At 70.8% G+C, this 14,472-nt stretch carries 14 protein-coding genes and 1 riboswitch; of the genes, 9 read left to right on the forward strand and 5 right to left on the reverse strand.

Annotated features, from left to right (window positions below):
• Positions 1-56: 56 nt before the first annotated feature.
• Complete coding sequence (gene metE / locus ACFW5B_RS12730) at positions 57-2,375, reverse strand: 5-methyltetrahydropteroyltriglutamate--homocysteine S-methyltransferase (protein WP_386437536.1); 2,319 nt, start codon at positions 2,373-2,375, stop codon at positions 57-59.
• 162 nt (positions 2,376-2,537) lie between these two features.
• A riboswitch (cobalamin riboswitch) is annotated at positions 2,538-2,766 on the reverse strand.
• A 710-nt stretch (positions 2,767-3,476) separates the two neighbouring features.
• Here metE and ACFW5B_RS12735 point away from each other — a divergent pair.
• Positions 3,477-4,151, forward strand: coding sequence for a class I SAM-dependent methyltransferase (locus tag ACFW5B_RS12735; RefSeq protein WP_386437539.1), 675 nt, complete (start codon positions 3,477-3,479; stop codon positions 4,149-4,151).
• 61 nt (positions 4,152-4,212) lie between these two features.
• Here ACFW5B_RS12735 and ACFW5B_RS12740 read toward each other — a convergent pair whose 3' ends face one another.
• Both ACFW5B_RS12740 and ACFW5B_RS12745 read right to left on the reverse strand, forming a co-directional pair.
• Positions 4,213-4,647: a hypothetical protein gene (locus ACFW5B_RS12740; RefSeq protein ID WP_386437542.1), complete on the reverse strand. Its 435-nt coding sequence runs from the start codon at positions 4,645-4,647 to the stop codon at positions 4,213-4,215.
• Positions 4,648-4,696: 49 nt separating this feature from the next.
• Positions 4,697-5,341 (reverse strand): TetR/AcrR family transcriptional regulator, encoded by a 645-nt coding sequence (locus tag ACFW5B_RS12745; protein WP_386437545.1) that lies wholly within the window; start codon positions 5,339-5,341, stop codon positions 4,697-4,699.
• 156 nt (positions 5,342-5,497) lie between these two features.
• Between ACFW5B_RS12745 and ACFW5B_RS12750 the strand changes: the two genes are divergently transcribed.
• A complete protein-coding gene (locus ACFW5B_RS12750) occupies positions 5,498-6,955 on the forward strand; it encodes an amidase (protein ID WP_386437548.1) in 1,458 nt (485 codons plus the stop codon).
• A gap of 58 nt (positions 6,956-7,013) precedes the next feature.
• Here ACFW5B_RS12750 and ACFW5B_RS12755 read toward each other — a convergent pair whose 3' ends face one another.
• Positions 7,014-7,556, reverse strand: coding sequence for a YciI family protein (locus ACFW5B_RS12755; RefSeq protein WP_386437551.1), 543 nt, complete (start codon positions 7,554-7,556; stop codon positions 7,014-7,016).
• A gap of 203 nt (positions 7,557-7,759) precedes the next feature.
• Here ACFW5B_RS12755 and ACFW5B_RS12760 point away from each other — a divergent pair, with 203 nt between their 5' ends.
• The 4 genes from ACFW5B_RS12760 (at position 7,760) to ACFW5B_RS12775 (ending at position 11,585) form a co-directional block, all read left to right on the forward strand.
• Entirely contained in the window at positions 7,760-8,380 is a 621-nt protein-coding gene (locus ACFW5B_RS12760; protein ID WP_386437554.1) for a TetR/AcrR family transcriptional regulator C-terminal domain-containing protein, read from the forward strand.
• 291 nt (positions 8,381-8,671) lie between these two features.
• Complete coding sequence (locus ACFW5B_RS12765) at positions 8,672-10,234, forward strand: FAD-dependent monooxygenase (protein WP_386437557.1); 1,563 nt, start codon at positions 8,672-8,674, stop codon at positions 10,232-10,234.
• A gap of 154 nt (positions 10,235-10,388) precedes the next feature.
• Positions 10,389-10,622, forward strand: coding sequence for a hypothetical protein (locus tag ACFW5B_RS12770; RefSeq protein WP_386437560.1), 234 nt, complete (start codon positions 10,389-10,391; stop codon positions 10,620-10,622).
• Between the two features lie 264 nt (positions 10,623-10,886).
• Positions 10,887-11,585: a pyridoxamine 5'-phosphate oxidase family protein gene (locus tag ACFW5B_RS12775; RefSeq protein ID WP_386437815.1), complete on the forward strand. Its 699-nt coding sequence runs from the start codon at positions 10,887-10,889 to the stop codon at positions 11,583-11,585.
• A 122-nt stretch (positions 11,586-11,707) separates the two neighbouring features.
• Here the strand turns inward: ACFW5B_RS12775 and def are convergent, their stop codons facing one another.
• The gene (gene def, locus ACFW5B_RS12780; protein WP_386437562.1) at positions 11,708-12,370 is read right to left on the reverse strand and encodes a peptide deformylase; all 663 of its coding nucleotides are present in this window, start codon (positions 12,368-12,370) and stop codon (positions 11,708-11,710) included.
• A 115-nt stretch (positions 12,371-12,485) separates the two neighbouring features.
• On the opposite strand from def, the gene ACFW5B_RS12785 reads away from it, so the two are divergent.
• The 3 genes from ACFW5B_RS12785 (at position 12,486) to tsaD (ending at position 14,424) form a co-directional block, all read left to right on the forward strand.
• On the forward strand, positions 12,486-13,070 hold the full coding sequence (locus tag ACFW5B_RS12785) for a helix-turn-helix domain-containing protein (RefSeq protein WP_386437565.1): 585 nt from the start codon (positions 12,486-12,488) through the stop codon (positions 13,068-13,070).
• A gap of 82 nt (positions 13,071-13,152) precedes the next feature.
• Positions 13,153-13,290: a hypothetical protein gene (locus ACFW5B_RS12790; protein WP_386437568.1), complete on the forward strand. Its 138-nt coding sequence runs from the start codon at positions 13,153-13,155 to the stop codon at positions 13,288-13,290.
• Between the two features lie 57 nt (positions 13,291-13,347).
• A complete protein-coding gene (gene tsaD, locus ACFW5B_RS12795; RefSeq protein WP_386437571.1) occupies positions 13,348-14,424 on the forward strand; it encodes a tRNA (adenosine(37)-N6)-threonylcarbamoyltransferase complex transferase subunit TsaD in 1,077 nt (358 codons plus the stop codon).
• The last annotated feature ends 48 nt before the right edge of the window (positions 14,425-14,472 follow it).

Below are 14,472 nucleotides of genomic sequence, written 5' to 3' on the forward strand. Positions count from 1 at the left end.
TGCCCGATACGGCCGGGTGGGCGCGCGGCCACTCGCCCACCCGGCCGCCGACGGCATCAGGAGCCCGACAGCTCCGCGCGGACGGTACGCGCAGCGGCCACCAGATGCTCCAGCGAGGCACGCGTCTCGGGCCAGCCGCGGGTCTTCAGGCCGCAGTCCGGATTGACCCACAGACGTGCGGCGGGAATCGCCTCAAGTCCCTTGCGCAGCAAGGCGGCTGCCTCGTCCGCGCTCGGGACGCGCGGCGAGTGGATGTCGTAGACACCGGGCCCGGCCTCGCGCGGATAGCCGTGTGCGGCCAGCTCCCGGGCCACCTGCATACGGGAGCGGGCGGCCTCCAGGCTGATGACATCCGCGTCCAGGTCGTCGATGGCCTGCACGATGTCACCGAACTCGGCGTAGCACATATGCGTATGGATCTGGGTACGGTCCCGCACCCCGCTGGTGGTCAGCCGGAACGCCTCGGTGGCCCAGGCCAGATACGCGCCATGGTCGGCCGCCCGCAGCGGCAGCGTCTCACGCAGCGCGGGCTCATCGACCTGGATGACCGAAGTCCCCGCCGCCTCCAGGTCGTTGACCTCCTCGCGCAGTGCCAGCGCCACCTGGCGGGCGGTGTCCCCGAGCGGCTGGTCGTCGCGCACGAACGACCAGGCGAGCATGGTGACCGGTCCGGTGAGCATGCCCTTGACGGGGCGGGTGGTCCGCGCCTGGGCGTAGGAGGTCCAGCGGACCGTCATCGGCTCGGGCCGGGAGATGTCACCGGCCAGGACCGGCGGGCGGACATAACGGGTGCCGTAGGACTGCACCCAGCCGTGCCGGGTGGCGAGGTAGCCGGTGAGCTGCTCGGCGAAGTACTGCACCATGTCGTTGCGCTCGGGCTCGCCGTGCACCAAAACATCCAGACCGGCCTTCTCCTGGAAGGCGAGCACCTCACGGATCTCGGCCTCGATGCGTTCCTCGTACCCGGCCGTGTCGGTCCGCCCGGCCCGCAGATCGGCGCGCGCGGACCGCAGTTCGCCGGTCTGCGGAAAGGAACCGATGGTCGTCGTCGGCAGCAGCGGCAGCCCGAGGTGGGCCCGCTGGGCGGCCGCGCGGTCGGCGTACGGCTGGGCGCGGCGGCCGTCGGCGTCGGTGACGGCGGCGGCCCGTGCGCGTACGGCCGGGTCGTGGGTGAGCCCGGAGTTCGCCCGGGAGGCCAGATCGGCGCGGTTCGCGGCGAGTTCGGCGGCGATGGTGTCGGTGCCCTGAGCCAGGCCCCGTGCCAGCGTCACCAGCTCGGTGGTCTTCTGCTTGGCGAAGGCCAGCCAGCGGAGGATCTGCGGATCGATGTCACGCTCGACGGCGGCGTCCAGCGGTACGTGCAGCAGCGAGCAGGACGCGGCCACATCGACCCGGCCGGCGAGACCGAGCAGGGTGCCGAGGGTGGCCAGCGACTTCTCCAGATCGTTGATCCAGATGTTGCGGCCGTCGACCACACCCGCCACCAGGCGCTTCCCCGGCAGTCCGCCGACGGCCGCCAGCGCGTCGAGGTTGGCCGCGGCGGCATCGGTGAAGTCCAGCGCCAGCCCGTCCACCGGAGCCTTGGCCAGAACGGGCAGGGCCTCGCCGAGCCGGTCGAAGTACGAGGCGACCAGGAGCTTCGGGCGGTCGGTGAGAGCGGCCAGGTCGCGATAGGCCCGCCCGGCGGCGTTCAGCTCGGCCGGACTGCGGTCCTGGACGAGAGCGGGCTCATCGAGCTGCACCCACTCGGCGCCGGCGGCCCGCAGATCCGCGAGGACCTCGGCGTAGACCGGCAGCAACCGGTCGAGCAGCGTCAGCGGCTCGAAGTCCGCGGCCACGCCCGGAGCGGGCTTCGCCAGCAGCAGATAGGTGACCGGCCCGACCAGAACCGGCCGCGCGTCGAGACCGAGCGCCAGCGCTTCCCTGAGCTCCGCCACCTGCTTCCCGGAATGCGCACCGAAGACGACATCGGGACCCAACTCCGGTACCAAGTAGTGGTAGTTGGTGTTGAACCACTTGGTCATCTCCAGCGGCGCCAGGTCCTGCGTCCCCCGCGCCATCGCGAAATAGCCGTCCAGGGCGTCGGCCGCGACCGCATCCCGGTGCCGGTGCGGCACGGCCCCGACCATGACACTGGTGTCCAGCACATGGTCGTAGTACGAGAAGTCCCCGGTGGGTACCTCCTGGATACCGGCGCCGGCCAACTGCCGCCAGTGCGACCGACGGAGCGCGCGGGCGGTCCCCTCAAGGACATCGGCACTGACCGTGCCCTTCCAGTACCCCTCCACGGCCTTCTTCAGTTCCCGGTTCTGCCCCTGGCGGGGATAGCCGTACACGGTGGCCAGGGCTGCCGCGGCTGCGGGCTTTGCTGTCACGGAACTCTCCTTCGCGAAGTGTTTCCTGCAGGTCCCGGGAACGGAACGAGAAGCGCGAAGGGATGACGACCGGGCGGAACCACGGCGCGCTCACGACGCACGTGTCCACCTGATATGTACGCCGACCCGCCCTCGAGGTCACCGGGATCTCCGTCCACGCATGGGCGCGCACGGGCAACGGGCAGGTCTTCGGACTCGTGAGCACGCCTGCCGGTCTCTTCCGGCGGACACCTACTGACCGTCGCTTCCCAGATCCGCGACCCGGATCCAGTGCGTATGACGGCGGTCGTTCCCACTCACCGCTGCGGGGCAGTCCCGGATTCCCACCGGGTTCCCTCTTACGACGCAACCCGCCTGGCAGACGGGGCGAACCAGTTACCCGGCCAGCGTAGAACGCGACGTGGGTGTCGGGCGGCTTCGGGGGCGTGACGGGGTGTGAGATGGGACACGGGCTTCCGGTCGAGAGCGACGCCCGCAGGTGTCCGGAGAGTAGGACAGGCTCCGGCCCCTTTGGTTCCTAACCTGCAGTCGTGTCACCGACGAGAGGAAGAAGGCCGTGCAGACCGCTGTCACCACCCCCACGGGAAACGTCGGCCGCCATGTTGTCGCCACTCTGCTCCGCGCCGGGGTCCGGCCGCGTGTCCTGCTGCGCGATCCCCCCGTCTGCTGTCGCCCACCTGGTCCGGACGCTGTGTGCAAGCGGTTCATGGGCCGGCCGACCTGACCTGGCGCCAGGTCGGCGCCATCCTGACCGCTGCCACCGGTCGACAGATCACCGTCGAGTAGATCAGCGACGACGCGATGCACACCCAGCTCCAGCAGGCGGGGATGCCCGACAGCCTGGTCGAGGCCGTAGCGGTCGAGGGCCAACGGCACCACCCGTTGCATGAGTTGCAGGAATCGGGGCTCCACCAGGCGCAGCAGAAGGGGAAGGCAGTGGCTGTGTTCCTCGGCCAGGTGGGCGTGGCCGGCGACCGGGGTTCGGCTGGCCCCCCTCACCGAGTTCCGCGGTGAAGGCTGCCGCCTCCTGCGGAGTGCGTCCGGGCGCGTGAGGTTGAGCGCGCAGCCCGCAGAAGGCGTGAAGTTTGGTGGACTGGGCGCATGACGCCCTTACCGCAGCGAGTCATCCGCGCGCTCGACCGGTTCAATGCCGCCCACCCCTGGGACCACAACGCTCACTACCACCGGTGGATCCTGCGGCAACTCCCCAAGCGCTACGACTGCGCCCTGGATGTCGGCTGCGGCAGCGGCGATCTGGCCCGGCGCCTGGCCGTCCGCGCCCATGAGGTCCAGGCGATCGACTCCGACCCGGTGATCGTCTCCCGCGCGCAGCAGCTGACCCCGCCGGTGACCCCGGTGACGTTCACGGTCGCGGACGCCCTGACCGGCATCCCCGCACGCTCCTACGACGTCATCACCTGCGTCGCCACCCTCCATCATCTGCCCTTCACCGAGGCGCTCGGCGTCTTCGGCCGGCACCTGGCGCCTGGGGGAACTCTGGTTGTCCTGGGTCTCTGCCGAGCGCAAACCGCCGCCGACTATCTGCTCGGCGGCGTCGCCGCCCCGCTGAACGCCGTCACGGGCCTGCTCAAGAACAGGGGTCGCCGGGAGCCCTGCCGCCCGGTCTCGATGACGGCCCTGACCCGCCCGGCGGATATGACCTTCGCCGAGATCGCCGATGGGGCCCGAGAAGCCCTGCCCGGTGTGCGGCTGCGCCGTCGGCTGTTCTGGCGGTACACGCTCGTGTGGCGGCGCCCTTTTGCGTCGGGGGCTTGAGGAGCGTGCGTTCCTCGCCCGGGGCCTGAGGAGCGTACGTTCCTCATCTCGGCCGAGGGGGTCAGGAGGTGAGTCTGGCCCTGGTGTCCACCAGTCGCGGTTCGCGGTCCTCAGCCACACAGCTCAAGGCTTCCCGGACCGCGAGGGCGCCGAGGCGTGTGAAGGTCGTCTCGCAGCTGTCGACCCAGTGCCAGGACATGGCGCGCACGAGGACCCGGGCGCGCACCGGAGCACCCGGGTGGGGGTCGGGCGCGCCGGAGCCCGCGGCGGCCAGCTCGCGCAACACGCCCTGGATGAGGGCCCGTTCGTACTCCGGTGACGGTTCGGGCTCAGCGGTGCACGTGAACTCGACGGACGAGGAGACGCCCGCCGGTACCGGCTCGAAGTCCAGCTCCACGCGTCCGTAGGTGGGTGCGCACGCCCCGATCGTCTGCCGGGAGTGCACCCTCACTCCCCGTACGGCGCGCGGGAGTGCAGCGGTCGGTGTGTCGGTCATCGCCGGTACCGTACGTGCCGCGGCGGGCGAGGGTATTGAAAGGCGCCGCTCAACTTCGGCGCGGCCGAGATCCGGAGGGGCGTGGTGCATCCTTCGCCCCGTGCCAGGTCAGGACCGACTCGACGAAGGTGGTGAGCCGTTCGCCGATGTGGGCCACGCTGCCGTTCTGCGCGCTGACCTGGGCTCCCTCCAGGGCGAAGGTGAGTTCCGCCGCGGCCCCTTCGGGGTCGGTGAGGCCGGCGGCGGCGCACATGGCGGTGAGGCGGCGGAGTTGCCGCGCCTTGTGTGCCTCGATCACCTGACGCGCGGGGTGGGAGCGATCGGGCAGTTCGGCAATGGAGTTGACGAAGGGGCAGCCGCGGTGCGAGAGCGCCGACAGGGTGTCGGCGACGAATGCGGCCACGCCCTTGATCTGCGCCCGGGGATCGTCCGGCCACCGTTCCTCGATCGTGTCGAACGCCGAGCTGTAGTCGGCCGCGACGATGCGCAGCCACTGCGCCACCAGTTCGTCCTTGGTGCCGAAGTGCCGGTACAGCGCGGCTTTGGTGGTCCCCGCCTTCTCCGCGACGGCCTGGACGCCGACGCCCCTGATCCCCTCGGAGTGGAACAACTCCTCGGCCGCATCGAGGATGCGCTCGCGGGGCGGCAGTTTGGCCACCCGCTCCGCGCGGCCCGGCCGCACCGTGTCCGCCATGCCCGACCCTCCCGCCTGGCTCCCCGTCTTTCGGCTGCGCCGCTCTCACGCTACGGTACCGGACAGTCCTGTGCGATACCGATCGGTATCGCATGAGACCGTCCGGTACCGCATGCCGCTGACGCATGGCATGTGCCGCAAGGCAGAGGAGTTCTCATGAAGTTGTCGGAGTACGTGACCCATGACGCCGTGGGGCTGGCCGAGCTGGTCGCCCGTGGTGAGGTGACCGGCGCCGAGCTGGAGACGGCCGCGCTGGAGGCGGTCGACGCCGTCAATCCGCTGATCAACGCGGTCGTGGAGACCTGGCCCGCGGAGCGTGGGGAGGGGGCGGGGGAGACGCCCGCCGGCTCGGCGTCGTTGGCCGGGGTGCCCTTTCTGGTCAAGGACCTGGGCGTGACCGTGGCCGGCAAGCGGGTGGAGCTGGGCAGCAGGCTCGCCGAGGGCACTGTCGCACCGGCGGACTCGCACCTGATGCGGCGCTTCCGGGAGAGCGGGCTGGCGACCATCGGCCGCACCACGACCCCGGAGTTCGCCTACGGCATCACCACCGAGGCCGTGCTGTACGGGCCGACCCGCAACCCCTGGGACCTCGACCGCTCGCCGGGCGGCTCCAGTGGCGGTTCAGCGGCCGCGGTCGCGGCCGGCGTCGTGCCGATCGCGCACGGCACGGACGCGGCGGGCTCGATCCGTATCCCGGCCGCCGGCACCGGTCTGTTCGGGCTGAAGCCCACCCGGGGGCGGGTGTCCATGGGGCCCGACGCCGACGAGATCTTCAACGGCCTGGCCGTGCAGGGCGGCGTCAGCCGTACGGTGCGCGACAGTGCGGCGCTGCTCGACCGGATACAGGGCCCGGAGAGTGGTGACCCGTACTTCGCCGCACCGCCTTGCCGCCCCTACGCCGAGGAGATCACCCGCGACCCGGGCAGCCTGCGCGTCGGCGTCATCGCCCAGGGCGGCGGCCGACGCCACACCGAGGGCCCGGTGCTCGACGCCCTGTCCCGCGCCGCGGAACTCCTCGCCTCGCTCGGCCACCACGTGCAGGAGGCCACGCTCGACCTGGGGGTGAGCTGGGAGCAGTTCGTGCTGGCCAATGCCCGGCTCTGGACGGCCAACCTGGTCCCCTGGGCCGACGCCCTGGCCGCCGCCTCCGGCCGGCCGATAGACCCGTCCACCGTCCAGACCGAGATGCTCGCCAGCTACGCCTGGGGCCGCCGGGTCACCGGCGCCGACTTCGTCAGCGCGCTCGGCGTACGCAACACCGTCGCCCGCAGCATCGGGGCTCACTTCACCCGCTACGACGTGCTGCTCACCCCCACACTCCCCGAACTGCCGCCGCGCCTGGGCGTCTACGCCGAGGGGGTCGAGGAGCTCGACGGCCTCGGCTGGGTCGACCGCCTCTTCGACCGGTCCCCCTTCACCGCCGGCTTCAACGTCGCCGGAACCCCGGCCATGTCCGTACCGCTGGCGGCCGACCCCGTCACCGGCCTCCCCATCGGCATGCAATTCGCCGCCGCCTACGGCCGCGAGGACACGCTCTTCCGCCTCGCCGCCCAGCTCGAACAGGCCGCTCCGTGGTCCCACCGCACCCCCGCCGTCTGGGCCGGCTCCTGCTGAACGTGCGCTGGTCGCGGGCCGAACTCGCCCTGGCCTCGGCCCGGACGCCCCCGCGCCCTCACCGCCGCCCGCCGAATTCCCAGTGGTGCACCTCGATGCCGGCGTACCGGTCCTGGGTGAGTACGGCGCGCGCCGCGTCCGGGTCCGGCGCCCGGAGCAGCGCCGCCGTGCCCAGCCAGGCGGCGCCGTTGTCCGACAGCAGGGGCCCGTAGGCGATCAGGTCGTCCCGGCCGGGCGGCACCGTGAGGTCGGCGGCCTGGCCCGACCCGAGGCCCAGCACCAGATACCGGTTGCCGCCCGTCCGGCCGCCGGGGAAGTCCCACATGGTGCGCCCGAGTATGTTGCGCCACCGCCGCAGCATGACGTCCCGGTAGACACCGGCCTGGTAATTCGGCTCGTCGAAGGCGAACGCGCGGGCGGCGACCGGACCGGGCAGGTTGACGAGGTGCACGCTGCCGGTGGCCGTCTCGCCGTCGAGGGTCGGGCCCCGGGCGATCAACTCTTCGGTGTACCGGTCCATATAGGACCAGTGCTCTTCCAGTAGCTCGTCGCGCAGCGCTTCGGAGCCGGACCGGTCGCGGTGGTAGCAGAAGAACTCCATGCCTACAGGATTTCCTGAGGGGGCGGTCAGGTCGAGTGGGTTTTGCTGCGGAGGTCGGCGGAAGGTTGCGGAGGTTGGTGGGGGCTTCGGGCGGCCTTCCGCCCCGGCCCACCCGGTCTGCCCGCGTCCGGTCCGCTCGCCCGGCCCGGAGGGCCAGTCAGCTGTACAGTGGACAACGGTCATTTCGTACAGGAGTCGAGTGCATGGTCGTCACCAAGGAATCAATCACCGACGCCGCCTTGGCCGTACTCCACGACGACGGCCTGGAGGCGCTCAGCCTGCGAGCCGTCGCTGACCGCCTGGGCGTCCGGCACAACTCCGTGCGCTGGCACATCGGCAACAAGCAGGGGCTTCTCGGGCTGCTGGCCGAGCGCATCATCGGCTCCGCCATCGCGTCCGTTACCGATTCCGGCGCCGAAACGCAGCTGCCGGCCGAGCCCTGTGAGCGGCTGGCCGCACTGTGGGGGTGCCTGCGGCAGTCCCTGCTCGCACATCGTGATGGCGCCCGCCTGCTCAGCGGCCTCGTCAACACCGGACCGCAGGCGCTGACCTTCGCCGATGCCTCCATCGGCGCCCTGAAGGAACTCGGCAGGACCCCGCAGAAAGCGGTCTGGCTGCACTGGTCCCTCTTCTATTTCGTGCTCGGCCTGACCATTGAGCAGCAGGCCCACGAGCCCGTACGGTCCGACGTTCTGCGGGACACGATCGCCGACGGCGCGTACCCCACCCTTTCCGACGCCGAGATCTCGGCACACCTGATGGCTGCCGACTTCGACGAGCGATTTGCTTTCGGGCTTCGTTCTTTGCTCAACGCGGCTGACTGAGGCGGGTGTTGGTGCGCATCGACCCCTGCGCAACGTGGGCCCGGTCGTGAACCCCCTGTCGTACAGCTGCCGTTCCGCTGCCTCTGTCCGGCCGGCCGGGACGGCAGAGAGCCGCCGTGTCCGCATACCCAACCCCAAAGGGCGGTTCGTCGCGGGGAGTTGGGTTTGCCCCAAGGGTGTTCCCGGATGCGCGCCACCGGCCCCAGACCCTTCCCCTTGTCCACTGGACAAGGAGCGTCGTGAAGTGCCAGGCTCTTCTTATCCACTGGACAAGAGGAGTGAGGCGACGCAATGAGTCATGCCATACGCATCGCAGCCCGGACGGACGCCGACGTGATCGTGGTGGGCGCAGGGCCGGTCGGACTCTGGCTCGCCGCCGAACTACGGCTGCACGGCGTCTCGGTACTCGTTCTGGAGAAGGCCGTGGCGCGCGATCCCCGCTCCCGCGCCGTCGGTATGCAGGCGGGCACGTTGGACACCTTCGCGACGCGCGGTGTCGCCGAGCGCTTCATCGAGCACGGGACCCCGGCGCCCACCGGACACTTCGGTGCCGCCGGTACCAGGTTGGACTTCCGCCGCGTGGGAGCCGTTCACCCGTTCTCGCTGGCGCTGGGCCAGTACGTCACCGAGCAACTCCTCGAAGAGCGGGCCACGTCGATGGGGGCGGAGGTGCGACGCGGTCAGGAACTGATCTCGCTGACCCAGGACGGCGAGGGCGTCGATCTCGTCGTCCGCGCCGATGGGTGGCAAGGGACTCTGCGGGCCGGCTGGGTGGTGGGGTGCGACGGAACCCGCAGCATCGTCCGTGCCGCCGCCGGAATCGACTTCCCCGGCTCCGGTGCCACACTGACCGGCTGGCTGGCCGACGTCGCCCTGGAGAACCCTCCCGAGGAGCCGCTCATGGCGCGCGGCCCGGCGGGTGTGGTGCTCTCGGCCCCGCTGGACAACGGGCTGTACCGGATCGCGGGAGTCTCCACGGCCACCATGCACCGTGGCGCCGGCGAGCCTCTGACGCTGGAGGAGGCGCGGGCGCAGACGCGCGCGGTGGTCGGTCACGACCTGGGCATGCATGCGCCCCAGTGGCTCTCCCGGTACGGCAATGCCACCCGGCAGGCGGCTACTTACCGCTCCGGACGGGTTCTGCTCGCCGGAGACGCGGCCCATATGTTCTTCCCGGCCGGCGGGCAGGGCATGAACGTCGGCATCCAGGACGCCACCAACCTCGGCTGGAAACTCGCCGCGGCGGTCCGCGGACGCGCCTCGGCCACCCTGCTCGACAGCTACGACACCGAACGGCGCCCCGCGGCGGCCGCCGTCATGGAGAACACCCGCGCTCAGACCGCACTGTTCGCCGCCGACACCCTGGAGGCGGTGGCCCTGCGCGACGCCTTCTCCGAAGCCTTGGCGCAACCGGAGACCAACCGGCTGTGGGCCCAGCGCGTAGCCGGCTTCGGCGACCCGCGCTACGCCACCTCCCCCGAAGCCGACGGCACCCCCGCCCACCCCATGGCCGGCACCCGCCTCGCCGGACTCACGCTGTGCGCGGACATGACCAGGGACAAGGCCATGGACGCGACCACGGCAACGGCCCCGCACTCCCTGCTGCACGACGGCAAGATGGTGCTGCTCGACCTCGACGGCAGGCACACGCCGCGCACCGAAACCGCGGCGCCCGACGACATCGCGCACCATGCCGCCGTCGTCGACCGCGACTTCGCGGCCGAGCCGTGGCACCACATCACCAGCGTCCTGATCCGACCGGACGCCCGCATCGCCTGGGCCAGCACGGACCACGATCCACACCGTCGCGCCAAGGGGTACGCGGCCGTCGTGCGCGACATCCTGGGAGGGTGAGCTGTGCAATCCCCGGTGGCCCGGCTCCCCGGTCGGCGGTCGCCGGCCCGCCACACCCACCCGGATATCAGAGAAAATCCCGCCTTGTTCCGAATTGGGGGGTTGCGTGTATCGTCCCCAGAGGCAGTTCCCGCACGCGATGGGATCGGGAGACATGATGAAGAAGATCATCGCGATAGCGTTCGTTACCGCACTGCTCAGCGCCGGAGGCGCCGGTATCGCCTCCGCGGCCACGGCGTCGCCCGGAGCCGCGTCAGGCCCTGGCGGCGTGACCACGACGTTCCACTGTCCCGCCCCGCGCGGCACCTTCACGATCACGGCGGACCCATGGGTGATGGGTCAGTACGAGTGGTATTACGGCGGGCAAGGCTGCACGTACGCGTCGTAGTGGATCGGCGCTCAGGGCTCACGCCGATTCCCTCATGCGGAAGCGCCGGTTGGGTGGCGGGTGCGGAATTCGTTGAATGATCGGCGCCTGGCAACCAATTTCACCGAAGGGTACCCTCCTCGCAATCGAATCGGTAGGATTTTGGGGTGGTGAGTGGCCGACGACGCCCGGGCCGGTTGATCACCGTCGCGTGGCAGGGGCAAGGAGTCGACGTTGCTCTCCGCAGACGTCGTCACCCCTCAACGCCATTGCGAGGCCAAGGCCATGAGTCACTCCGCGCCCGGTCGGCCGCCCGCCCGGCCCCTCTCACAGACGGACCGTACGCGCCACCGCCGCCTGCGAGAGCAGGGCAGTCTCGACCGGAGCGACCTCGACACCATCCTGGCGGCCGGCTTTGTCTGCCACCTCGGGGTGACCGTCGACGGCAACCCGCTGGTCATACCCACCGTCTTCGGCTCCGACGGCACCTCGCTGTACTTCCACGGCTCCGTGGCCGGCCGCAGTCTGGTCGCCTCGCCCACCGCCGAGGTATGTGTCACCGTGACGCACATCGACGGCCTGGTCCTGGCCCGCTCCGTCTTCGAGCACGGCGTCAACTACCGCAGCGCCATGATCTTCGGCATTCCCCGGCTGGTCACGGACCCCGAGGAGAAGTGGGCCGGTCTCCGCTGCCTCACCGAACAGGCAACTCCGGGCCAGTGGGACTATGCCCGGCAGCCCACCCGCAAGGAACTCGCTGCCACGGCATTGCTGGCCCTCTCCCTCGACGAGGCCTCCGTGAAGATCCGTACCGGAGCCCCGGACGACGCGGACACCCCCGACGCCGAACTCGGGCTATGGGCAGGCGTCCTCCCCCTCCGAGCTCATTGGGGTGACCTGGAGCCCGATCCAACCCTCCCCGCCCACATCACGGCACCACCCCACCTCACGAACCGACAGGGTGTTTCTGCTTTCCCGTCCTGATGCCCGTGAGCGTGGGGGCAGGCTGATCTGAAGTCTGAGTCTGAGTGTGGGCGTGAGCGTGCGTGCGAGTGCAGGTGGGGTGGGGGAGGGCTGTGCTTGACCGTCGCGGCAATCGCCGCGTCTCATCGCCCCAAGCTGGCAGCTTTGACCGCGCGTTGTGCGAACACGTCATCCCGGCGGTCTTCCATCTGCCGCCATGCGTCCTTGCGGTCCCGCTTGGAGAGCCGGTCGAGATAGGTGTGGCCCAGGAGGTGATCCGTCTCGTGCTGCAGGCATCGGGCGAAGTAACCCGTCCCCTCGATGACGAGCGGGTTGCCGTCCTTGTCCAATCCGCGGACCACGGCACGATCGGTACGGGGAACCGTCACGGTGGCGCCGGGCACGGACAGGCAGCCCTCGAAGTCGTCAACCAGCCGGCGGCTACCGGGTTCTGGCAGGTCCAGCACAGGGTTGATGATGTGGCCGAGATGCCGGATGCCGTGGTCGTCCGGGCAGTCGTACACGAACAGCCTCAGACCGACGCCCACTTGGTTGGCGGCCAGGCCGGCGCCGTCGGCCACGTACATCGTCAGAAACATGTCGTCGATCAGCGTCGACAGCTCCGGAGTCCCGAACTCGGTCACCTCGCGGCAGGGTCGGCTCAGCACCTCCTCACCCACCACCGTGACCCGGCGCACCGAACCCCGTTCCGCCTCCGGCGAGAGAGCGGGATATGAGTCGACGGGTTGGCCCTGGACACGGACTCGCCGGTCCATGGGATGCGTCCGGTCGTGACGAACAGGCATCGCTGTCTCCCCTTCTGCACATGCCGCGAACGCCGCGGACGTCACCGCGGCCTGCTGCCCCTCAGCGAGAACCAACCGCTTGCCAAGGCCTTTGCAAAGTAGCAGACTTTGCAAAGTGACTGAGAATGATCTCAACTCCCGGCCCCGGACACGGGGCGCCGGCGACGAACTGCGTGCGCACGAGGTCCGCACGGCCCTGCTGGACCTGCTCGCCGAGGTCGGCACCGTCACGGCGACCGAAGCCGCCGCCGAACTGGGCTACAGCTCCGGGCTCTGCTCGTTCCATCTGCGGCAGCTCGCACGCCACGGCCACATCGAGGAAGCCCCGCACCGAGGGGGCCGCGCACGCCCCTGGCGCCTCAGCCGGCACAGCCCCACCACCCCCGCCACCGTTGCCCCGGCGGAGGGAAAGTTCGGTGACTTGGCCCGGGGGCTGGAGGATGAGAGCTGGCAGCGATGGCTCGCCCGGCGCGACCAAGCACCGGCCGAATGGCGTCACGACGAAGCCTTCAGCGCCGTCGCCTACTTGACCCCCGAAGAGATGAGCCGGGTAGCGGACGTCATCCGCCGCGCGCTCGCCCCCTACGGAGACCGCGAACAACGCCCCCTGGCCCGGCCGGCCGATGCTCGGCCGGTGGCCCTCATCACCCGCCTGTTCCCCCTGCTTCCCCACGGGACGGACGAGGAGGACCAGGGCTGAGACAGGCGCGTGCCCCGCGGAACGCCCCGTACTCGTCGGCCACGGGGCGTCGGCCACTGGGAACCCCACCCACAACGGCCAGATGATGATCTCGGAGAAGTTCGAGCAGATCCGCATGGGCAGCGCGATCCGACCGAGCGCCGGGGTGTTGTTCGCGTGCCTGCGCCGCCCGGAGTCGGCCTTCGCCCTGCGGAGCAGCGCCGGCATCCTTATTGCATAGACTGTGCAGTTGCGGATTGAGGAGTATTAAGGCTCCGCTGTGCGAGAGGAGAGCGTCGTGGCCGGGACCCCCGTGGTGCTGGGGATCGAGTCGTCCTGCGATGAGACCGGCGCCGGGCTGGTGCGCGGCGGGCGGCTGTTGGGGCAGGCGGTCGCGTCGAGCATGGACGAGCATGCGCGGTTCGGCGGGGTGGTGCCGGAGATCGCGGCGCGGGCCCATGTCCAGTCCTTCCGCCCGGTCGTGGACCGGGCCCTGGAGGACGCCGGGCTGCGGATGTCCGACATCGGGGCGGTCGCGGTGACGACCGGGCCGGGGCTGTCCGGTGCGCTGCAGGTCGGGCTGGCCGGCGCCAAGGGGCTGGCGTACGCGCTGGGTGTTCCGCTGTACGGCGTGCACCACCTTGCCGGGCACGTCGCCGCGGACACGCTGGAACACGGCCCGTTGCCCGACCCGTGTGTGGTGCTGATCGTCTCCGGCGGGCACACCTCGCTGCTGCTCGTGCGGGACCTGGCCGGTGAGCCGATCGTGCACCTCGGTGACACGTGGGACGACGCGGCCGGCGAGTGCTTCGACAAGGTGGCGCGGGTCTTCGGACTGCCGTATCCGGGCGGTCCGGCCGTCGACCGGGCCGCGCGCGAGGGCGATTCCCGTGCCGTCGGGCTTCCGCGCCCGCTCACCGGGCCGCGAGACGATCCCTACGGCTTCTCCTTCTCCGGGCTGAAGACCGCCGCGGCGCGGTGGGCCGAGCGGCATCAGGGCCAGCCGCTTCCGGTGGCGGACGGGGCGGCGTCGTTGCAGGAGGCGATCGCCGATGTGCTGACGCGTAAGGCCGTGGCCGCCTGCGTCGATCACGGTGTCGGCACGCTCGTGGTGGTGGGCGGGGTGGCCGCCAACTCCCGGGTGCGGGCCCTGGCGGAGGAGCGCTGCGCGGCGGCGGGCCTCACACTGCGGGTGCCGCCGCTGCGGCTGTGCACGGACAACGGCGCGATGATCGCCGCCATCGGGGACCTGCTGGTACGGGCGGGAGCCGAGCCGGCGCCGCTCGATGTCTCCATCGATCCCTCGGCGCCTCTGGAGTACGCGGCGCTGCACCCGGTCGCGCGAGGGGCCGCGGTGCACGCCGTGCAAAGGTGACTCGGGCGCCGGCCGGCACGTTATCGGTACGTCGGACCGTGTGGGGTG

The sequence above is a fragment of the Streptomyces sp. NPDC058773 genome, from assembly GCF_042746015.1.
GTDB lineage: Bacteria > Actinomycetota > Actinomycetes > Streptomycetales > Streptomycetaceae > Streptomyces.